Genomic DNA, 20,665 nt, shown 5'->3' on the forward strand with positions numbered 1-20,665 from the left:
GCTGGCGCAACGTTCGCGTTGTCGAATTCACGCGATACATCGGTAGGTGAGTTCGATACGCATGTCGCCAAACCGATGGTTTTCACCGGCGATTACGCATCTGATCGATCCAGACAGTGCCCAGAATGACCAGCCCGATGATGATTTGCTGAATGAAGGCGGAGACGCCGTTCATGTTGAGACCGTTGCGCAGGATCCCGATCACGAACGCGCCGATGGCCGTGCCCGAGATCGAACCCACGCCGCCCATCAGCGACGTGCCGCCGATGACGGCACTCGCAATGGCATCGAGCTCATACATGACGCCTTCATTCGGTTGTGCGGTCAGCAGGCGCGACATCAGCACGCAGCCCGTGACGCCGGCGAGCGCGCCCGACAGCACGTACGTGAACATCGTCACGCGTGTGACGTTGACGCCGGACAGGCGGGCCGCCTCTGCATTCGAACCGACTGCGTAGATGTGACGGCCCAGCGTCGTGCGGCTCAGCATGATCGATACGGCGATCGCAATGATGACCATCAGCACGACGGGGTACGGGATGCCCGGAAACGTCACGTCGGGAAAGCCGTCGGCGCCGATCTTCTCGATGCGGAACAGCGAGCCGTTGCCGAGCACGCCGAACGCATCGCCAAGGCCGGAGACGGGGCGTGCACCCGTGATCTGCAGCGCAAGACCGCGCGCGACGAGCATCATGCCGAGCGTCGCGATAAAAGGGGGCAGGCGCATGCGCGTCACGCACAGGCCGTTGACGAAGCCGCAGAGCGCGCCAACCAGCACACCGAGCAGCATGCCGACCGCGACAGGCATGCCCGCCTTGACGGCCAGGGCCGCGCAGACACCGGCAAGCGCGAGCACGGAGCCGACCGACAAGTCGATGCCGCCCGTGATGATCACGCAGGTGGCGGCGACGCCGAGATAGGCGATCGACGTGACCTGCAATGCAACGGTCATGCCGTTGCCAACGGTTGCGAACGCGTCACTCGTCAGCGAAAAGACGATCGTCAGGATGATGAGACTGCCGAACGCGGCGAACTTCTGAATCAGGTCCTTGCGGCGTTCATTGGCCGCGGAAGGCAGGGCGCGGGCGACGGTATTCATTGCGAGGCTCCTATGCGGCCCGAGGCGTAATGCATGATTTCTTCCTGGGTCGTCTTGCGTGTATCGAGGATGGTGGCGAGTTCGCCTTCGTGGAATACGGCGACGCGATCGGTCATGCCGAGAATCTCGGGAAGTTCCGAGCTGATCATGACCACGCCGATGCCTTGCGAAGCGAGTTCATCGAGCAGTTCGTAGATCGCGTATTTCGCGCCGACGTCGATGCCGCGAGTGGGCTCGTCGAAGAACAGCACGCGCGAATCGCGAAACAGCCACTTGCTGATGACGACCTTCTGCTGATTGCCGCCCGAGAGATTGCGTGCGATCTGCTTCGTGCTCGGCGTGCGAATGCCAAGGCGATCGATATAGCGCTGCGCGACCGTGACTTCTTCGTTGAAACGAATAAAGCCGAAGCGGTTCGACACGGCGGCCATATTCGCCAGCGTGACATTGCTTGCGACCGGCATATTCACCGACAGGCCATTCGCCTTGCGGTCTTCGGACAGATACGCGATGCCGTGACGGATCGCATCGATCGGCGAGCGGATCGACAGGCGTTCGGTGCCCAGCGTCACCGTGCCGTCATCGAGCGGATCGGCGCCGAAGATCGCACGTGCCACTTCTGTGCGGCCCGCGCCCATCAGGCCGGCAAAGCCGAGAATCTCGCCGCGCCGCAGCTCGAAGCTGACCGGACCGAACACATTGGTGCGGGCCAGGTTCTCGACTTTGAGCAGCACGTCTTGAGTCGGCGTGGATGCGCGGGGCGGAAACTTGTCTTCGAGCGAGCGGCCGACCATGCGCGCGACAACCGCATCGACGGTGGTTTCGCGGAACACATCGGTCGAGATGTAGCGGCCATCGCGCATCACCGTCACGCGATCGACGATCTCGGCCATTTCGTCGAGACGGTGCGAGATATAGACGATGCCGACGCCCGCGCGCTTGAGTTCGTGAATGATCTTGAAGAGCTGCGTCGTCTCCGACTCCGTAAGCGACGAGGTCGGCTCATCCATGATCAGCACTTCGGCGTCGAGCGACAGTGCCTTCGCGATCTCGACCATTTGCTGCTGTGCGACCGACAAGGTGCGCACGAGCGTGCCCGGGCGGATATCGACGCCAAGCCGGTCGAGGCAGCGCTGTGCGTCGGCGCGCAGTTTTGCTCGGTCGACGAACAGCCCGCGTCGCGGCTCGCGTGCGAGATAGATGTTTTCGGCGACCGAGAGATGCGGCACCAGGTTGAGTTCCTGGTGAATGATCGCGATCCCCTGGGCTTGCGCTTCGAGGGATGAGGCGAATTCGCGGACCTGGCCCTTGTAGACGATCTGACCTTCGTCGGGGTGGTATTGCCCGCTGATGACTTTCATGAGCGTCGACTTGCCCGCGCCGTTTTCGCCGCAGACGGCATGGACTTCGCCGCGCCTGAGGTCGAAGCTCACGCCGTCGAGTGCGAGCACGCCGGGAAAGCGTTTGGTCACACGGCTCAATCGCAGCAGCTCGGACGAATCTGTCGCGGGCTGGCGTGGGGAATCCAGCAAGACTGTCTCCTTCTGTGATGCCGCCGATCGTTGATCGGCGGACACGGCGTTCCGTTCTATGCGGACTTCACGGTGTTCCTGCTGCGGCACATCCCGCGACGCGGGTTGCGTGGCATGCCAGGGCACCGACGGAATCGATCATAGGAGCGAGCTTCAAATTGGTCAAGCCACCTTTCCAATTGATTTGACCAGTATCAGCAATTCGATTGTGGGTTGTGGGTGAATATGAACAGCCAATATCGGGTATTCCCTTGGTTTACAAGGATGAAAGCGGGGTTTTGTTTAAATATAAATCGCCTCGTCTATAATCTGAGGCCGCTAAAAGATAACAAAGTGGTCCGACCAAATCGGGTAAAGTGATCTGACCAGATCGCTGGCCTGACCGTCGCGCGACCCGTACACACTCAGGCACATTCGAGGAGAGGCCTTTGGCAAGCACACAACTGAGGCAGGTCGAAACCAAGCGCCTGTACCAGCACATCGCCGATCAGATCCGTTCGCTGATCCAGACCGGTGGCTTTCCGGCGGGTGGGCGTCTGCCGCCGGAGCGTGATCTGGCTCAGCAGCTCGGCGTATCGCGGCCGTCGTTGCGCGAGGCGCTGATCGCGCTCGAGATCGCGGGGGCGGTGGAGATCCGCAAGGGATCGGGTGTGTATGTGTGCAAGGTGCCGGAGCGGCCGTCAGGGGCGATCGCGGCGATGGGCGAAAGTCCGACAGAACTCATGCAGGCGCGCGCCGCGCTCGAAGGCTCGGTGATCGTGCTCGCCGCCGCGCATGCGACGCCTGTGCAGCTCGCGCAGCTCCGCGAGACGATCGATGCCATGCGCGCGCAGGTGAAGGCAGGGCGGTCGCCGCTCGATTACGATCGCGCCTTCCATCTGTGTATCGCGGAGATGAGTGGAAACTCCGTGCTTGCGCGGCTCGTGGGCGAATTGTTCGACGAGCGGCACAGTCCGATTTCGTCCGCGCTCAGCGGGCATTCGGAGACGATTCAGACCTGGGGTGTCGCACTCGAGGAGCACGAGGCGATATACCGCGCGCTTGAAGAGCGCGATCCGCTTGCCGCACAATCGGCCATCCGCATGCATCTCAAGGCTTCGGAAGAGCGCTGGATCGAAGGCAGTTAGCGGGTTGACCGGGGGGTGACCAGGTTGACACGTTGATCGGATCGGAACGGCGCGCGACGAAGGTAGCAGACCGGGACAGGATCCGACATCGATGACAGACACCACCTCAGCACAGCCATCCTCGCAACCGGCTTCCGGGCCGCAGTCACAGCCGCCATCGCAGCCCCTGTCACGAGCGCAATCACAGGCATCGTCGCCGCAGACGATGCGGGATCGCCTGGTCGGGCAGTTCGAACTCATACCGCATCCCGAAGGCGGTTATTTCCGTGAGACCTATCGCGCCGGCGACCGCGTGTCGCGCGCGGCGACCGGCGATGTGCGTTCAGCATCCACTGCGATCTACTACCTGCTCAGCGACGACGCCTATTCCGCATGGCATCGCATTCGTTCCGACGAGGTCTGGCATTTCTACGCAGGCGGCGCGCTCGATGTGCACGTGCTGACGCGCGACGGCTCGCTGGTCACGCATCGTCTGGGCAACGCGCTCGAGCGTGACGATGCGGTTTTTCAGGCCGTGGTCGAAGCGGGACAGTGGTTCGCCGCCGAGCGCGTCGACCCGGCGAGCTACGCGTTCGTCGGCTGCACCGTGGCGCCGGGGTTCGAGTTTAGCGAATTCGAACTCGCGAATGTCGATGCTCTGCTTGCCGAATACCCGGGCCATTCCGACATCGTTCGCCGGCTTGCACCGCGTAGTTAGCGGCACGCATCCTGTTGCCGACGGAGCGTCGTCAGTGGCGTCTGGGCGGGCGACGCCATAGATCGACGATGTGCACGCCGACATCGCGATCGGCGCAAAAGCACGCAGGCGCATAGGGCGCTTTTGTGGCGGGTGTTGCGGTCAGCGTACTGAGCAACTGGAATAACCCCGCCCGTCGTTCGTTATGGAGCGTAATCAAACGTTGCGCCGCTTGCGCTATGCTCGCGGGCACGATTCCCTTCAGGAGTGTCCGATGCCCACTGATGATCGTTCTACCTCGATGGATGCCGATTCGGCGTCCGACTCCCTCCAGACATCTGTATCCGCCGCAGATACGCCGGCGGGCACGAGTAGCGTCGACTCGCGCCGCTCGTTTATCGCAAAGATGATGGCCTCGGGATTTGCGCTTGCCGTGCAGCCCGTGATGGCCGACATGATCCACACGAGCGACGCCGGGCTCGAAGCGGGCCCCACGAGCATCGATCTGCCCGACAACAAGACCCAGGCCCTGCCCGCGTACTACGCGAAGCCGATGGGTGCGTCGAAGCCGTTGCCGGTGGTGCTCGTCGTGCAGGAAATCTTTGGCGTGCATGAACACATCCAGGACTTGTGCCGCCGCCTGGCAAAGGCCGGGTACTTCGCCGTTGCGCCTGAGCTTTATTTCCGTCAGGGCGATCCGCGTCAATACACATCGATTCCGGAGCTGGTCGACAAGGTCGTCAGCAAGGTCCCCGATGCGCAGGTGCTGTCCGACCTCGATGCGACCGCCGCATGGACGACGCAACACGGCGGCGATGCGAACCACATGGCCATTACCGGCTTCTGCTGGGGCGGACGCATCACGTGGCTTTACGCAGCCCACAATCCGCACCTGAAGGCCGCGACCGCCTGGTACGGCCCGCTCGTCGGGCAGCCGACCGACAACACGCCGCGTTTCCCGGTCGATATCGCGGGTGAACTCAAGGTGCCAGTGCTCGGCCTTTACGGCGGACAAGACCCGAACATCAAGCAGGAGCATGTCGCGCAGATGCGCGACGCGCTGGCGAAAGTGCATTCGAAGTCGCAAATCATCGTGTACCAGGATGCGGGTCATGGTTTCAACGCCGACTATCGGCCGAGCTACAACGAGAAGGACGCCAAGGACGGCTGGCAGCACATGCTCGCGTGGTTCAAGCAGAACGGCGTGGCGGGGAGTTGAGGGAAGCGCCTCGAAGTCTTGATCGCCCCGCTCCCCCAGGCTGATGTCCTAAGCTGACGTCCTGAGCTGGCGTCCTAAGCTGACCTCGCAAGCCAAAAACACGAAATCCCGCGGCGATTGATCTCGCAGCGGGATTTTTTTTATCAGCGTCCTCGCCTCAATTCTGCCGTTCCGATACGCCTTTTCCGAAGATTTGCGACAATGCCGGGCTGCATCGTCGTATGCGCCGCGCATGCGCGGTTTCTGTACGATAAACGCACGCGCATCGCTCAGCATGCGTGTTCCGTCATTCGCATCCAGGCCAAGATGGTTTTTCCACACATAGATTGGTTGTATTCGGTGTCCGGGCTTTGTGTCGGCGTGCTCGTCGGTCTGACGGGCGTGGGCGGCGGCTCGCTGATGACACCCCTGCTCGTGTTGCTGTTCGGCGTGCATCCGGCAACCGCTGTCGGTACCGATCTGCTTTACGCGGCGGTGACCAAGACAGCCGGCACCTTTGCTCACGGTATTCAGGGCTCGGTCGACTGGAAGGTCACGGGCCGGCTTGCCGCGGGCAGCCTGCCTGCCACCGTCGCAACGCTGATCGCGCTCCATCACTATGGCGTGCATCAGCGCGGCAGCGGCGGCGTGATTCAGGCCGTGCTGGGTGTGGCCCTGCTGATCACCGCAGTCTCGCTGATCTTCCGTCCCCAACTCACGAAGTTCGCGGCACGGCACGCGGGCGAGCTCAGCGATTCGAGCGCGATGTGGCTTACCGTGCTGGTCGGGCTGATCCTCGGCGTGCTTGTCTCGCTGACCTCCGTCGGCGCGGGCGCAATCGGCGTCACGGCGTTGCTATTGCTCTACCCGAAGCTGCCAGTTGCTCGCATCGTCGGGTCGGATATTGCGCACGCGGTGCCGCTGACCTTTGTTGCCGGAGTCGGTCACTGGATTCTCGGATCAGTTGACGGCGCGATGCTCGTGTCGCTGCTGATCGGATCGATTCCCGGTATTGCAGTCGGCAGCTACTTGTCGTCGCGCGCGCCCGAGGGCTTGCTGCGCAAGATTCTCGCGGCGACGTTGCTGCTGGTCGGTGGTCGATTGGTATTTGCGTAGGAAGGCGGTAACTGATCGTGCGAGCCGCCCAATCCGCGTTTTTCGTTTCACTGTTCCTCGCGCGGCTCGCCGACCAGATCCTGCTGTTTCTCGTTCCCCTCGTTGTTTTCCAGACCACGCATAGCGTGTCGATGTCGGGCCTCGCGTTTTTTATCGAAACGCTGCCGCGATTCGCGTGCTTTCCGTTGTTTGGTGTGATGTGCGACCGGTTTTCGCCGTTTCGTCTGATGCGCATCAGTCAGGTGCTGCGCGGCGTGACGTGCGTTGCGGGCGTCGCGGGCTATGCGATGTGGGGTGGCATCGGCTGGCTGATCGCGATCTCTGCGGTCTGTGGCGTGTTGACGAGCCAGGGCGTCGTCGCGCGCGAAGTCATGTTGCCGCAGGTCTTCAAGCTCATACGCTTCGAGCGCGTGCTCGCGTTGTCGCAACTTGCGGATCAGCTCGGCACCGTGCAGGGCCCGATGGTCGCGGCCGCGTTGCTTGTCGTGATGCGATGGGAGTGGGTCGTCGTCGCGACCGCCGTCGTGTTCGTCGGCGCGGACCTGTCACTCGCACTCTGGCGTCGTGCAACGGGGTTCGTGTTCGAGGTGCCGCAACGTGACGCCGCGCACGAAAACGCACACACACATGCACATTGGAGCGCGCCGTTTCGTACGGCATTGCTTCATGTGATTCGCCTGCCCGAGCTTCGCAAGGTGGTGTTGCTCGCGTCGGGCGAGAACCTCGTGATCGGCGTGACGCTGGCCACGTCGGCCGTCATGTTCACCGGCGTGCATCACCAATCGGCGCAGCATTACGCGTGGCTGCAAACGGCCGGCGCGATTGCCACCGTCGCCGTGCTGTTGTCGATCGCGCACACGACGTGGCGGGCGCGAACGTTCGGTCTGACCGCATTCGTGCTGATCGTTTCCGGCGGCCTGCTTGCGGGACTCAGCGGCAATGTATGGGGCTACGCCGTCGGATTCGTGCTGATCACCGGCTTCGACAAGATGTTCAGCGTGTATATCCGCAGCGTGAGGCAGAAGGTCATTCCTGCGAAAGACTATGGGAAAACGACGGGCGTCGTGATCCTGCTCAACAACGCGACCCAGCCACTTGCGGGCCTGCTTGTCGGCCTCTGTACGAATCGGGCGTCGACGGGCTACCTCGTGGCCGGGCTTGCGTTAGCGATGGCGCTTATCGGCGCGGTTGCGACGTGGGGCCACCGCCTGATCCGCTCGCGGAGCGGGGCTGCTGCGTCTTGAGATGATCGGCCTCGCTCTCATCGGGCTTTACCGCAACCGGGTCGCTCGCCGGAAACGTTTCGTCGAGGGCTTCGTCGAGCAGTTTGTCTTCCGCCTCGGCGGAGGTGTCTTTGGAAGGCTGGCGAGATGTCGTCATGGTGTTCTCCATGTAGAACGTCGAATCGAATGCAAGCGACAGGCACGAATGGGCAGCGTGCCATTTCCGCGTGTCATTTTCGTGCGTCATTTCGGCGAGTCGCTGCAGTGCAGCTCATGACCTTCAGTATAGAGACGTGAAGGCGGAAGCACAGGACGACGAACGACCTGCGCAGGCTCAGCTGTGATCACCAACGGGCGCGCACATGCGCACGAATGCGCGCGATGTCCGGGATATGCAGGATGCGCAGCATGCGCGAATAGCCTGCACACGCACGGATGCGCATGCAGGCTTCGTCAAAACTTCCGGTGCACCGAAGTGCACGAAAGAATTACTCTGCGACGACCTTCAGGCGGTTCTTGACCGAGTCGACACCTGACACACCCGCTACGACCTTCTCGGCAGCGGCCTTGTCATCGGCCGACGGGACCGTACCCGTGAGCCAGACCACGCCCTTGCGTGTCTTCACGTGGATATGCGTCGACTTCACGTCTTTGGCCTGGAGCAGCTCGGCCTTGACCTTCGTGGTCACCGTGCCGTCGTCGATGTGTTGACCCACCGTTTCCGATGCGGAGGAGGGTGCCGCCGAACTGGTCTGGGCATTCACGTGCAAGGCAAACGCAACGCACGCGATACTGCCGGCGGTCTTCAGAAGCTGGATCGTCTTCATGGCGGTAGTCCTGGTAGTTGTAAAAGTACTGCTACCCGGACTCTCGCAATTCATGGTCCTGCTGTGCTGCGGGTGCACATCGGCTGGCTTCATCTGCGAACTAGCAGGGTTTCTGCAAACTCGGTGCTCGTCGAAGTCGTTCCTGGTGGTCTTTTGCGAGACAGGGATTGTCATTTCTACGCCGGTTGAACATGCGGCGTACGTAAATTCTGATACGGCGTCAGCGGTTGGAGGTCTACGCGGCAGAATGTACTGTTTTTTGGGTTCACGCAAAGTGCGGTGCGCCGCGCGCAATAGGATGCAAGCCCGCCTTTTCCGGCTGCATCGTATGTCACTAACACGCCTTGAAGACGTCAGCAGTTCAGTTGCGGCCCGGCATCGCTTCCAGCAATTGCATTTCGAAGGCCAGTTGTGGGACTTCGAGCACTTGGAGCCACTCACGCTTTCGGTTGACCTCAAGCTAGGGTTTGATGTGAGTATCGTCGCCTTTTTTTCGTGCCATTGCTTCACCCATGGTTTTCGACGCGATGAACGCGATCCCGAGGCGATACCAGAGCGTGAGATCTATGACGACGGGCGCGAACGTAGAGTTCTCGACCCTGATCGCTACTTTGTTTCGAAGCAGTACTTACGGAGTATCGTCCGCACGCTAGCGGAGCGACGAATCTTTGTCGCGGATCGGACGCGACGCAATTTCGTCACGCTTGAAAACATCGACCACCTCGGGATCAGCTCGATGTACGCAGTGTTCTTTGATGTGAGGCGGGATCAAACCAGAAAACGTCGGTTGATTCTTCAAATTCAGTCGGCCTACGTACCGTGTAGTACATCACATCGACCAATCAAACACGCAGGCAAGGTCGGATTCGGAACGCTTCTGCGAGCCGCGTACACCGGAAGAAAGATAAGAGGCTAGTTTGAAAGACCAACGGCTGCCGAGCGGCAGCCGTTGCATGCGGGATTCTCTATTCGCCTGTCGGCGAAATTCCCACTCCAGGTGGGACCCAGTTGCCCGGGCGGCTCTACGTTTTTCTCACCCACTCGTACGTAGTCTTTCAAGACCGGATGCTAACTTTGTCTCAAAATCAGGTCAAGCGTCGTGATCGGAGACGTGTCGTCGTGAAGATCCACTTGCTTCGTTGTTGCTGATGTCGTCTCCCGGCCCGTTCAAATGCACGGCACGCAGGTCTTCGACGAACGCGCGTTGGATATCGCCTGCGCGTGGTGCCTTTCGGGTCACCATGTGGAAGGTCACGTCGTAGCGTAACGAGCCCGGATTCACTTGTTTTAGCAAGCCGCTTTCGACATAGGGCTTCGCGAAATGCACGGGCAAGTAGCCGAGATGGTGGCCGGACAAGATCAGCAGTGCCACCGCTTCCATATTGTCGGCAATCGCGGTGACGTTGCGTTCCGTCGTCGAGTGCCGTGCCTCGGGCAGCGGATAGCTGCGCCATGCCCACTCGTATTGCGCAGCCTCGTCAGGTTCGATATCACCCGCTGCGCCAAACAATGGATGCCGCGCGCCGCAGTAGGCATATTGCCGTTCGACGAACAACGCCGTGTAGTCGAGGCTCGGTACGCGATGCCAGAAGTAGCCGATCGCGATATCCACCGACCCGTTGAGCACATGTTCCTCGAGCTCGCCCGGCGGACGAATCTGGATATTGAATCGCACAGCCTGATCACGCTGGCGAAACCGCGCGATCGCATCGCTGATCCGCGCGTTCTGGCTGAACGGCGTGTGACCGATCAGCCCGAGATTGAGTTCGCCGACGAGCTGCCGGTCCATATTGCTCGCCTCCGCGCAAAACGCATGCGTCGCGACGATCAGCCTGCGCGCCGACATCGCGAAGCGATCGCCCTTGGCGGTCAACCGAAAGCCGCCGCGGCCGCGTTCGCAGAGCCGAAAACCAACACGCGTTTCCAGCGCGGCGAGTTGTGAGCTGATGGTCGACTGACTCACATTGAGTGTGGCCTGTGCGGCGGTCACGCCGCGTGCATCGGCCACCGCGAGGAATACGCGAATCAGGCGCAGGTCGAAATCCGTGAGATTGGCGAGCATGGCGTCAATACATTGAGTGCAATCAATGTAAACATGGCGAAATCAGCATTTTATATAGGATTTTTACGCCCTAGCATCGGTATCACTGGACTTCGGACGATCGGTCCGATCGATGTTATAGGGTTAACCAGCAATCATGAACGAACCGCTGTTCCAGCCGCTTTCCGGCAATACGATGCCCCGCTTCGGCGGGATCGCCACGATGATGAGACTGCCGCACGTCGACACCACGGTCGGTCTCGATGCCTGCTTTGTGGGCGTGCCATTCGATCTCGGCACGTCGAACCGCAATGGCGCGCGCCTGGGGCCGCGCCAGATCCGTACCGAGTCGGTGCTGCTGCGTCCATACAACATGGCGACACGCGCGGCACCGTTCGACTCGCTGCAGGTCGCCGATATCGGCGATGTCGCGGTCAATCCGTTCAACATCGTCAAGGCGATCGAGGACATCGCACTCGCCTACGACGAGATCATTGCGACGGGTTGCCGGCCGATTTCGCTCGGCGGCGATCACACGATCGCGTTGCCGATCCTGCGTGCGATGCATCACCGCTACGGCAAGGTCGGTGTCGTGCACGTCGATGCGCATGCCGACGTCAACGACACGATGTATGGCGAGAAAATCGCTCACGGCACGCCGTTTCGCCGCGCGGTCGAAGAGGGGCTGCTCGATTGCGACCGCGTCGTCCAGATCGGCCTGCGCGGCACGGGCTATCACGCCGACGACTTCGACTGGTGCCGTCAGCAGGGCTTTCGCGTCGTGCAGGCCGAAGAGTGCTGGCACAAGTCGCTGGCGCCTTTGATGGAAGAAGTGCGCGAGCGCGTGGGTGGTGGACCCGTCTACCTGAGCTTCGATATCGACGGCCTCGATCCGGCCTTCGCGCCCGGCACGGGCACGCCCGAGATCGGTGGCCTGACGGTGCCGCAAGGACTCGAAATCATTCGCGGCCTCCGAGGCCTCGATATCGTCGGTGCGGATCTGGTCGAGGTGTCGCCTCCGTACGATCCGGCCGGTACGACGGCACTGCTTGCCGCGAACCTTGCGTTTGAAATGCTCTGCGTGTTGCCGGGTGTGGCGTACCGGACCTGAGTGTTTTGCCTTCACACCCGAACAACACGAATACGGAGATCCCCATGAACAACACTGAACGCGAAGTGCTGGCCGCCGCCGACGCGCTGATCGAAGCGTTTGCACGCCACGACCGCGATGCGTACTTCGCCGCGTTCGCGCCGAACGCGAGCTTCGTGTTTCATCACGTCGACACGCCGCTGCGCACACGTGCCGAGTACGAGGCGCTGTGGCGAGAGTGGGAGCGCGATCAAGCCTTTGCCGTGCTCGGTTGCGAGTCGCGCGACCGCGACGTTCAGCTCTTCGGCGACACCGCGATCTTTACGCACTCGGTGCGCACGCAGCTGCGCACGGTGGCGGGCACGGACACGCTCAATGAACGCGAGACGATCGTGTTTGCGCGAGCCGGGCATCGTTGGCTTGCCGTCCACGAGCATCTGTCGCCCACGCCGGCGCAAATTCCGAAGCTCGCATCGGAGTCGGTCTCCGAGCTGGGCTCCGCTGAGACACAAGGTTCGGGTCTTTCTACAGGCCATGCCGCGTCGGGTGCGTCCCATGCCGCAGTCGGTGCCGCACTGAGTTCGGTCGTCGTCGACGTGGCCGGAGCGCAGTCATGATCAACGCATCACTCGAGACCGCTCACGCAGGGCTCTTTATCGAGGGTGAATGGCGTCATGGCGCAGGCGCGCCCCTGACCGTGATCGACCCGTCGACGGCATTGCCGATCGCGCGTGTGTCGACAGCCACAGCCGACGACGTGGATGCGGCGGTCGGAGCAGCTGTGAAAGGGCTTCGCGTCTGGCGAGCAACGACTCTGCATGAACGCGGCGCCCGGCTTGCCGCTATCGCCGACGCGATCGATGCACGCAAGGACGAACTGATTGCGTTGCAGATGCGGTGCAACGGCAAGCCCCGCTTTGAAGCCGAGCTCGACGTCGGCGATGCCGCCGCGACATTCCGTTACTACGCGCAATGCTGTGTGAACGGTCTGGTCGAAGGCATCGAGACGGTGAGCCTCCCTGATCCGGCGTTGACCGGGCAAGTCCGTCATGAACCCGTCGGCGTGTGCGCGCTGATCGTGCCGTGGAATTTCCCCATGGTGACGACCGCGTGGAAGCTTGCGCCTGCGCTCGCGGCCGGATGTGCGGTCGTGATCAAACCCTCTGAGCTCACGCCGCTCGCGGAAATCGAGTTGATGCGCATCGTTGCCGCGGCCGGTGTGCCTGCAGGCGTCGTCAATCTGGTAGTCGGCGGTCGCGACACGGGCGCCGCACTTGCATCGCATCGGCGTGTTGCCAAGGTCTCTTTCACGGGCAGCACTGCCGCAGGACAAGCGGTGATGCGCTCGGCCGCCGACCGTATGCAACGCGTGTCGCTCGAGCTTGGCGGCAAGTCGGCGTTGATCGTCTTCGACGATGCGCCGCTCGACGACGCGGTCGAACTCGCATTCAACGGTGCGTTCTTCAATGCCGGCCAGATGTGCTCCGCGACGTCGCGCGTGCTCGTCGCCAGGCCGATTCACGACGCGTTCGTCGAGCGGCTTGTCGCACGTGCCAACGCGGCGACGGCCGGTGCACCGGATGACGACGCGACGATCGGACCGCTGATCAGCGAAACCCAGCGCGAACGTGTGCGTGCCTTGCTGGTGCGCGGAATCGATGACGGTGCGCGATCGCTGTGCGGTGAAGGTCTCGCGACGGCAGGCGCGGATGCCGTTGCCGACGGCGGAGGCTATTTCTTCCGACCCACCGTGTGCGTCGGCGTCGACATGAACAACGTGCTCTGGCGCGAGGAAATCTTCGGTCCCGTCGTCAGCGTTCATCCATTCGATTCGGAAAGCGAGGCAATCGACCTCGCAAACGACAGCGACTACGGGCTGGTCGCGACCGTGGTCACCGCAGACGCCGCGCGCGGCGAACGCGTTGCCGCGGCGTGTGAAGTCGGCCTGGTCTGGATCAACACCCCTCAGCTTGTGTTTCCGCAAGCGGGCTGGGGCGGTGTCAAGCGTAGCGGTCTTGGCCGCGAACTCGGCCCATGGGGCGTTCGTGCGTTTCAGGAACTCAAGCACGTCATTCGACCGGCCTGAGTGCCGGATCAAATGCCACTCAAATCAGGAGAGAGACAAGATGGATACGGACAACGCCAACACGTGGGACGCCCCACTGATTGCCGAACCGCCGGTCGCCGAACCGGCGCGCCGGCGCGGCATCGAAAAGCGTTCGATCGACTATGTGCCGGCCAGTGAGCGCCACGGGCGCGTCGCCGATCAGGGACCGTTCTGGTTCCTGGGTAATTTCCAGTTCTTTACGATCGCGATCGGCTTCGTCGGTCCGAGCATGGGACTGTCGCTCGGCTACACGATCCTGGCGGGCGTGCTGGGTATCCTGTTCGGCACGCTGTTCATGGCCTTCCATGCCTCGCAAGGCGCGCATCTCGGTCTGCCGCAAATGATCCAGTCGCGCGCACAGTTTGGCTATCGCGGCGTGGTCGTCGTGTTGATCGCGACAGCCTTCACGTTTATCGGCTTCAACGTCGTCGATACAGTACTGATGGCCAGCGGGCTCAACGGTATCTTCGGATGGTCGCCTACGGTGGTGACCATCGCAACTGCGGTGCTCGCCCTTGCACTTGCCGTGTATGGACACGACTGGCTGCATCGCGTGTTCAAGTGGCTGCTGATCGCCAGCTTGCCGCTCTATGTGATCCTGACAGGCGCGATTTTCTTCGGTGCGGCAGGTGGCAAGGTCGTTCACGCCGGCACATTCAGCCTCGTGGCCTTCGCTGCGCAATTCGCCGCCAGCGCGAGCTACAACATCACGTATGCGCCATACGTCTCCGACTACTCGCGCTATCTGCCGCGCGATACGCGTCCGCGTTCGATCATTGCCGCCGTGTTTGTCGGCGCATCGGCTTCGGCAATCTGGCTGATCGCGCTCGGCGCGTGGCTCGCGACGCGTCTCGGCGCATCGGACGGGCTCGTCGCTTTGCATGACTCGGGCAATGCGGTGTTCCACGGTCTGGGCGTGTTGATCTCGCTGGCTTCGGTGGGCGCCATGGCGGCGACGATGGGTCTCAACGCTTATAGCGCGATGCTGACGGTGGTCACCGCGGTCGACTCGTTCAAGCCGGTCAAGCCGACGCGTACCGTGCGTGTCGTCACGCTGATTGCACTGACGGCGCTCTGGGTAGTGATCTCGCTGTCGCTGCACGGCAATGCGATCGACATTCTGTTCGCCGCGTTGACGATCATGCTGTATCTGCTCGTACCCTGGACGGCGGTCAATCTCGTCGACTACTTCTTTGTGCGCCGTGGCGCGTATGCGATCACGCAGCTCTTCACGCCGTCGGGCATCTACGGGGCATGGGGCTCGCGCGGTCTGACCGCGTATGTCGTGGGGTTTGTCGCGACGATCCCGTTCTTTGTGTTGCCGGGCGTCTATACGGGTCCGCTGGCGCAGTCTCTGGGCGGCGTGGATGTCGCCTGGGCAGTCGGGCTCGTGGTGTCGTCGCTGATCTATGTGTTGCTGACGCGGTCGTTCAATCCGCGCAGCGAGAGTGCCGCGATCGCGCAAAGCGAACGGGAGATTGCCCGACTGACGCCGCAGGACGTCAAGGCCCACGGCATCATCGATTGAGAAGCGGCGGGCAGCACTGGCGCGGCCCGCGGTGCAGGGCAGGGTAAAGTCTGCCCTGCGCCGCGAGCCTGGCGGGGTATCCGCCCCAGTGGTCGTTACGACGGGAACGCGATGCGTAACCCCGCTACGGGAAGCGCATCGACGTCTTAGACGAGGTTGATCTCGACGTCGATATTGCCGCGCGTTGCCTTCGAATACGGGCAGGTCTGGTGCGCGGCATTGACGATCGACTGTGCGACTTCCCTGGCGACGCCGGGCAGGCTCACGTTCAGGCGTGCGCGCAGCGCAAAGCCTTCTTCGGATTTGCCCAGATCGACTTCCGTGTCGACTGCGAGGTCTGCCGGCAGACGCACGTCGAGCTTGCGTGCTGCCAGGCCCATCGCACCAATAAAGCAGGCCGACCAGCCTGCGGCAAACAGCTGCTCCGGGTTCGTGCCGCCGCCGGCGGTGCCCGGCGTCGACAGCGTGATGTCCAGACGTCCGTCGTCGCTGCGAGCCGCGCCTTCGCGGCCTCCGGTCGTGTGGGTCTTGCCGGTGTAAAGCACTTGGTCAATACGGGACATGATCAACTCCTGTGAGTGTCGGCGACGGCTGTCGCATGACGACATTTGACGGCCGCGACGTATATCGCGAGTGTCCCGATGCATCGCGAATGCATGCGTTTGTATCCGTATGTATGTCCGTGACGCTCGCACCGCTGTCCTCGCCGAGATTCCCGAAAGTCGTGGAAAAGCGGGTGCCGTGCTCACGCGGCGCGCCGTACAAGCCGGATACAAACCGATACACCCAGCCCGATCTTGCACAAACACCGGATACCTCGCGCGCGCAAAGTGCGTTCATCTGCTTAGCGAGGTGAACATCATGGAAAGGCAAATGAAGCGGGGTTGGGTGTGGGCTACGGCGCTCGCGCTGGGCTTGTTTTCCGCCTATGCGCATGTGCACGCGTCGAACGCGGGTGTGGCGCAGGGCAGTGCGGCAACCGCCGCCAATCCAGCCACTGAGCTGACGCACTCCGATCTGCCTGTCGAAGGCATCCTGCCGCCGCTGAGCGGCGCGACGCAGTGGCTCAATTCGGCGCCGCTGACGCCGCAAAGCCTGCGCGGCAAGGTCGTCGTGCTCAATGTCTGGACGTACTCATGCATCAACAGTCTGCGTGCGCTGCCGTATGTGAACGCATGGGCACGCAAGTATAAGGACGACGGCCTGGTCGTGATCGGTGTGCATGCGCCCGAGTTTCAGTTCGAGCACAGCGGCGACAACGTCAAGCAGGCGTTGAAGGATCTCGGCATCGCGTATCCGAACGCGCTCGACAACGACTATTCGATCTGGCGCGGACTGGGCAATGAATATTGGCCGGCGCTGTACTTTGTCGATGCGGATGGCCGCATTCGCCACCACAGTTTCGGTGAGGGTGACTACGCGCAGTCGGAGCAAGTGATTCGCCAACTGCTCGCGCAATCCGGCCATCCCGATGTCGCGAAGATTCCGGTGGGCCTGGGCGATACGCCGGTGCCCGGTGTCGAAGCCGCACCCGACGAAGCCGACTTGCGCTCGCCGGAAACGTATGTGGGTTATGCGCAGGCCGAGAACTTTGCATCGGGCGGCGGTGAGCAGTACGACATCCCGGGCACGTACGCCGCGCCCGACCATCTCGCTCTCAATCACTGGGGTCTGGGCGGCGTATGGCAGGTGTCGAAGGATCGTGCGACGCTCGAGAAAGCGTCGGGACGCATCGTCTATCGTTTCCACGCACGGGATCTGCACCTGGTGCTCGGGTCGTCATCGGGCAATCAACCCGTGCGGTTCCGCGTGACGATCGATGGCCAGGCGCCTGGCGATGCACACGGCGTGGACGTCGCGCCTGACGTTACGGGCGTCGTGACCGAACATCGCCTGTATCAACTCGTGCGCCAGCCTGGTGACGTGCGCGATCACACGTTCGCGATCGAATTCCTCGATCCGGGTGTCGAAGCGTATTCGTTCACGTTTGGCTGATTCCCTGCACAACCGATAAAAAAAAGGAGCGACAGATGTCGCTCCTTTTTTGCCGGGTCACCGACTCAACCTCCGTTGCCGGACTGAATGTGATGCATTTGACTAGCGATCGAGCCCGCCCATGCACAGATACTTCACGGCAAGATATTCATCGATGCCGTAGTGCGATCCCTCGCGGCCAAAGCCGGACTGCTTGACGCCGCCGAACGGTGCGACTTCATTCGAAATCAGGCCCGTGTTGATGCCGACCATACCGTATTCGAGTGCTTCTGCGACGCGCCAGATGCGGCCGATATCGCGGCTGTAGAAATACGACGCCAGGCCGAACTCGGTGTCGTTGGCCATCGCAATGACTTCGGCATCCGAGTGGAAGCGCACGAGCGGCGCCATCGGCCCGAACGTTTCTTCCTTTGCGACACGCATCGATTGCGTGACGTCGACGAGCACGGTCGGCTCGAAAAACGTGTGACCGAGTGCGTGACGGTGGCCACCGGTGATCACGCGTGCGCCCTTCGACACCGCATCTTCGATATGCGATTCGACCTTGCGTACGGCAGCCTCGTTGATCATGGGACCTTGCAGCACGCCGGGCTCGGTGCCCACGCCGACCTTGAGCGCAGCGACTGCGCGCGCCAGTTTCTCGGCGAACGCGTCATAGACCTTGTCATGGACATAGATCCGGTTCGCGCAGACACACGTTTGACCGACATTGCGGAATTTCGATGCGATCGCGCCTTCGACTGCCGCATCGAGATCGGCATCGTCGAACACGATGAACGGCGCGTTGCCGCCGAGTTCGAGCGAGAGCTTCTTGATCGTCGGCGCGCATTGTTCCATCAGCAGGCGGCCGGTCTGCGTTGAACCCGTGAACGAGAGCTTGCGCACATCGGGGTTCGATGTGAGTTCGCCGCCGATCGCACGCGGGTCGCCCGTCACGAGGTTCAATACGCCGGCGGGCAGCCCGACGCGTTCGGCGAGCACGGCGAGAGCGAGCGCGGTCAGCGGAGTCGACTCAGCGGGCTTCACGACGATCGTGCAACCTGCTGCGAGTGCCGGTCCGACCTTGCGCGTGATCATCGCCGCAGGAAAATTCCACGGCGTGATCGCTGCACAGACGCCGATCGGCTCCTTGACGACCACGATCCGCCGGTCGTTGGCCGGGCTCGGGATGGTGTCGCCATACGTGCGCTTGCCTTCCTCGGCGAACCATTCGATAAACGAGGCGGCGTAGCCGATTTCACCTTTGGCTTCGGCAAGCGGCTTGCCTTGTTCGCTGGTCATGATCAGCGCGAGATCGTCGGCATGCTCGGTCATCGCCTCGAACCAGCGGCGCAGGACGGCCGCGCGTTCCTTTGCGGTTTTGGCGCGCCATGCGGGCCATGCATCGCGCGCGGCGTCGACCGCGGCACGCGTTTCAGCGGCGCCCATCAGCGGTACCGTGCCGACGAGCTGGCCATTGGCCGGATTCACGACTTCGATGACCTTGCCATCGTTCGAGTCGATCCATTGACCGTTGACGTAAGCCTGCGATCGAAGCAGGCCCGGATCCTTGAGCGCAAGAGTAGGGGCGGCTCTATCCATGATGTCGATTGCCTTCCAGGAGAGGTCTGTGTTTGAAGCCGTGAAGCCGCGATGTCGTGAGTTGCGCGCATTGCGTTGGCGCGCACAGGTCACGTCACATCGCGTCATGTCACGGCGTCGCGTCGCGAATTTACACCGTTGCCGTCGCTTTCGCCGTCAACGCTTCTTCGAGAATATCGAGCGCCTCGTCAAAAACGTTCATCGGAATGGTGAGAGGGAACAGGAACCGAATGACATTGCCGTAGACGCCGCAGCTCAGGAGTAGCAGACCGCGTTCCAGCGCACGCGTCTGGACCTGTTTCGTGAACTCGGGCGAAGGCGCGCCGGTTGCCGGGTCGTTGAATTCCGCCGCGACCATGCTGCCGGGACCGCGGACATCGGCGATCTGTGGCACAGCAGCCTTGAGCGTCTCGAGGCGTGCCTTGAGTTTCTGGCCGAGCACTTCCGCGCGTTGCGACAGTTGCTCTTCCTCGATGATCTCGAGGACCGCATGCGCAGCCGCCGTGGCGAGCGGATTCCCTGCGTACGTGCCGCCGAGACCGCCGGGCTGTGCCGCGTCCATGATGTCCGCGCGGCCGACCACACCGGACAGCGGCAGGCCGCCGGCCAGGCTCTTGGCGATTGTCATCAGGTCGGGCACCACGTCGTAGTGCTGCATCGCAAACAGCTTGCCGGTGCGCGCAAAGCCGGTCTGGATTTCGTCGGCGATCATGAGAATGCCGTGCTCGTCGCAGATCGCGCGGATCGCACGAACGAAGTCGGCCGGCGCCTGATAGAAGCCGCCTTCGCCCTGAACCGGTTCGAAGATGATCGCGGCCACGCGCTTCGGATCGATATCCGCCTTGAAGAGACCCTGGACGGCCTTGATCGAGTCCGCCGTGCTCACGCCATGCAGCGGGTTCGGGAACGGTGCATGGAACACTTCACCCGGGAACGGACCGAAACCCAGCTTGTAGGGTGCGACCTTGCCGGTGAGCGCCATGCCCATCATCGTGCGCCCGTGGAAACCGCCGCCGAATGCGATGACGCCCGGCCGGCCGGTGGCCGCGCGCGCGATCTTGATCGCGTTTTCGACGGCTTCCGCGCCGGTCGTGAAGAAGGCGGTCTTTTTCGCATGGGTGCCCGGCGACAGGCGGTTGATCTTCTCGGCGAGCGACACGTACGACTCGTACGGCACGATCTGATAGGCGGTGTGCGTAAAGCGATCCAGCTGCGCGCGCACGGCATCCAGGATCTTCGGGTGGCGGTGACCCGTGTTGAGGACCGCAATACCCGCCGCGAAGTCGATAAAGCGCCGGCCCTCGACGTCCCACAGTTCGGCGTTTTCGGCACGGTCGGCGTAGAAGTCGCACATTACGCCAACCCCACGCGGGGTCGCGGCATTCTTGCGGGCTTGAAGTTCGGCGTTTGACATGGCGTCTCCTGAGCGGGTCTCGATGGTGTTCGGTGTTCGGGCGCGCAGCCGCGCCCGGGTGCCGTGATGGACGGTACCGGTGACCAAAAATATAATCACGATTGGCTCTGG

17 protein-coding genes and 1 pseudogene are annotated in these 20,665 nt (G+C 62.3%); 11 read left to right on the plus strand and 7 right to left on the minus strand.

What is annotated here, in order from left to right:
- Window positions 1–82 precede the first annotated feature (82 nt).
- Both ACMFWR_RS26790 and ACMFWR_RS26795 read right to left on the minus strand, forming a co-directional pair.
- On the minus strand, window positions 83–1,099 hold the full coding sequence (locus ACMFWR_RS26790; RefSeq protein WP_413195407.1) for an ABC transporter permease: 1,017 nt from the start codon (window positions 1,097–1,099) through the stop codon (window positions 83–85).
- Window positions 1,096–2,631 carry a sugar ABC transporter ATP-binding protein gene (locus ACMFWR_RS26795; protein WP_413195408.1) on the minus strand — a complete coding sequence of 512 codons (1,536 nt, stop codon included), beginning with the start codon at window positions 2,629–2,631 and terminating at the stop codon, window positions 1,096–1,098. The genes ACMFWR_RS26790 and ACMFWR_RS26795 overlap by 4 nt, the downstream gene beginning before the upstream one ends.
- 443 nt (window positions 2,632–3,074) lie before the next feature.
- Here ACMFWR_RS26795 and ACMFWR_RS26800 point away from each other — a divergent pair, with 443 nt between their 5' ends.
- The 5 genes from ACMFWR_RS26800 (at window position 3,075) to ACMFWR_RS26820 (ending at window position 7,992) form a co-directional block, all read left to right on the plus strand.
- The gene (locus ACMFWR_RS26800; RefSeq protein WP_413197359.1) at window positions 3,075–3,758 is read left to right on the plus strand and encodes a FadR/GntR family transcriptional regulator; all 684 of its coding nucleotides are present in this window, start codon (window positions 3,075–3,077) and stop codon (window positions 3,756–3,758) included.
- Window positions 3,759–3,963: 205 nt separating this feature from the next.
- On the plus strand, window positions 3,964–4,455 hold the full coding sequence (locus tag ACMFWR_RS26805; RefSeq protein ID WP_413197360.1) for a cupin domain-containing protein: 492 nt from the start codon (window positions 3,964–3,966) through the stop codon (window positions 4,453–4,455).
- Window positions 4,456–4,708: 253 nt separating this feature from the next.
- Entirely contained in the window at window positions 4,709–5,653 is a 945-nt protein-coding gene (locus tag ACMFWR_RS26810; RefSeq protein ID WP_413195409.1) for a dienelactone hydrolase family protein, read from the plus strand.
- Window positions 5,654–5,959: 306 nt separating this feature from the next.
- Window positions 5,960–6,748: a sulfite exporter TauE/SafE family protein gene (locus tag ACMFWR_RS26815; protein ID WP_413195410.1), complete on the plus strand. Its 789-nt coding sequence runs from the start codon at window positions 5,960–5,962 to the stop codon at window positions 6,746–6,748.
- Between the two features lie 17 nt (window positions 6,749–6,765).
- Window positions 6,766–7,992 carry an MFS transporter gene (locus tag ACMFWR_RS26820; RefSeq protein WP_413195411.1) on the plus strand — a complete coding sequence of 409 codons (1,227 nt, stop codon included), beginning with the start codon at window positions 6,766–6,768 and terminating at the stop codon, window positions 7,990–7,992.
- A 467-nt stretch (window positions 7,993–8,459) separates the two neighbouring features.
- Here ACMFWR_RS26820 and ACMFWR_RS26825 read toward each other — a convergent pair whose 3' ends face one another.
- On the minus strand, window positions 8,460–8,798 hold the full coding sequence (locus ACMFWR_RS26825; protein WP_413195412.1) for a BON domain-containing protein: 339 nt from the start codon (window positions 8,796–8,798) through the stop codon (window positions 8,460–8,462).
- A gap of 298 nt (window positions 8,799–9,096) precedes the next feature.
- Between ACMFWR_RS26825 and ACMFWR_RS26830 the strand changes: the two genes are divergently transcribed.
- Window positions 9,097–9,714: a hypothetical protein gene (locus tag ACMFWR_RS26830; RefSeq protein WP_413195413.1), complete on the plus strand. Its 618-nt coding sequence runs from the start codon at window positions 9,097–9,099 to the stop codon at window positions 9,712–9,714.
- A gap of 174 nt (window positions 9,715–9,888) precedes the next feature.
- Here the strand turns inward: ACMFWR_RS26830 and ACMFWR_RS26835 are convergent, their stop codons facing one another.
- Window positions 9,889–10,860, minus strand: a complete 972-nt coding sequence (locus ACMFWR_RS26835; RefSeq protein WP_413195414.1) for a LysR family transcriptional regulator — start codon at window positions 10,858–10,860, stop codon at window positions 9,889–9,891.
- 136 nt (window positions 10,861–10,996) lie between these two features.
- On the opposite strand from ACMFWR_RS26835, the gene speB reads away from it, so the two are divergent.
- Genes speB through ACMFWR_RS26855 form a run of 4 tightly spaced genes read left to right on the plus strand, consistent with a single transcriptional unit; the run spans window position 10,997 to window position 15,564 of the window.
- Complete coding sequence (gene speB / locus ACMFWR_RS26840) at window positions 10,997–11,950, plus strand: agmatinase (RefSeq protein ID WP_413195415.1); 954 nt, start codon at window positions 10,997–10,999, stop codon at window positions 11,948–11,950.
- A gap of 44 nt (window positions 11,951–11,994) precedes the next feature.
- On the plus strand, window positions 11,995–12,546 hold the full coding sequence (locus ACMFWR_RS26845; RefSeq protein ID WP_413195416.1) for a YybH family protein: 552 nt from the start codon (window positions 11,995–11,997) through the stop codon (window positions 12,544–12,546).
- Window positions 12,543–14,015 (plus strand): aldehyde dehydrogenase family protein, encoded by a 1,473-nt coding sequence (locus ACMFWR_RS26850; RefSeq protein WP_413195417.1) that lies wholly within the window; start codon window positions 12,543–12,545, stop codon window positions 14,013–14,015. The genes ACMFWR_RS26845 and ACMFWR_RS26850 overlap by 4 nt, the downstream gene beginning before the upstream one ends.
- Before the next feature lie 40 nt (window positions 14,016–14,055).
- Window positions 14,056–15,564, plus strand: coding sequence for a purine-cytosine permease family protein (locus tag ACMFWR_RS26855; RefSeq protein ID WP_413195418.1), 1,509 nt, complete (start codon window positions 14,056–14,058; stop codon window positions 15,562–15,564).
- A 146-nt stretch (window positions 15,565–15,710) separates the two neighbouring features.
- On the opposite strand, the gene ACMFWR_RS26860 is transcribed toward ACMFWR_RS26855, so the two are convergent.
- Window positions 15,711–16,127 (minus strand): organic hydroperoxide resistance protein, encoded by a 417-nt coding sequence (locus tag ACMFWR_RS26860; RefSeq protein WP_413195419.1) that lies wholly within the window; start codon window positions 16,125–16,127, stop codon window positions 15,711–15,713.
- A 361-nt stretch (window positions 16,128–16,488) separates the two neighbouring features.
- On the opposite strand from ACMFWR_RS26860, the pseudogene ACMFWR_RS26865 reads away from it, so the two are divergent.
- Window positions 16,489–17,559 (plus strand): annotated as a pseudogene (locus ACMFWR_RS26865) (thioredoxin family protein); the annotation flags it as partial.
- Window positions 17,560–17,661: 102 nt separating this feature from the next.
- Here ACMFWR_RS26865 and gabD read toward each other — a convergent pair.
- Together gabD and ACMFWR_RS26875 are read right to left on the minus strand one after the other, a co-directional pair.
- Window positions 17,662–19,140, minus strand: coding sequence for an NADP-dependent succinate-semialdehyde dehydrogenase (gene gabD / locus ACMFWR_RS26870; protein WP_413195420.1), 1,479 nt, complete (start codon window positions 19,138–19,140; stop codon window positions 17,662–17,664).
- 130 nt (window positions 19,141–19,270) lie between these two features.
- Window positions 19,271–20,554, minus strand: a complete 1,284-nt coding sequence (locus ACMFWR_RS26875) for a 4-aminobutyrate--2-oxoglutarate transaminase (protein ID WP_413195421.1) — start codon at window positions 20,552–20,554, stop codon at window positions 19,271–19,273.
- Window positions 20,555–20,665 lie beyond the last annotated feature (111 nt).

This window comes from Pararobbsia alpina (assembly GCF_965118125.1).
GTDB lineage: Bacteria > Pseudomonadota > Gammaproteobacteria > Burkholderiales > Burkholderiaceae > Pararobbsia > Pararobbsia alpina_A.